Source organism: Sphingomonas sp. P3_C6 (genome assembly GCF_056402595.1).
Map to the genome: position 1 here is coordinate 1 of NZ_JBFUHB010000075.1, position 514 is coordinate 514.

General features: G+C 63.5%; 1 pseudogene. It reads left to right on the plus strand.

Features of this window, described 5'->3' with window-relative positions:
• Window positions 1-514: pseudogene (locus AC1DT7_RS24260) on the plus strand (IS630 family transposase); the annotation flags it as partial.

Below are 514 nucleotides of genomic sequence, written 5' to 3' on the forward strand. Positions count from 1 at the left end.
CGAGCTGGCCGAACGCGGGGTGAAGGTCGACTATGTTCAGGTCTGGCGCTTTGTTCATGCCGAGGGACTGAGCTTCAAAAAAAAGCGTTCTGCCCGCCGAACAGCTCCGGCCGCAGGTGGCCCGGCGCCGCGAGCAGTGGAAGAAGTATCAAGGCCGGCTTGATCCAGCGCGCCTCGTCTTYATCGACGAGACCTGGGCGAAGACCAACATGGCGCCGTTGCGCGGCTGGGCGCCGGTTGGCCAAAGGCTCCATGCCAAAGTGCCCTATGGCCATTGGCGCACGATGACCTTCCTCGCAGCGCTTCGCTGCGACCGGATCGACGCTCCGTGCGTGCTCGACCAGCCGGTCAACGGCCAGAGCTTCAAAGACTATGTTGAGCAGTTCCTCGTGCCCACGCTCTCGCCTGGCGACATCGTCGTCATGGACAATCTGAGCAGTCACAAACGGCCTGCCATCCGCGAGGCAATCCGTAGCGCGGGCGCCAAGCTCCTGTTCCTGCCGCCGTACAGCCC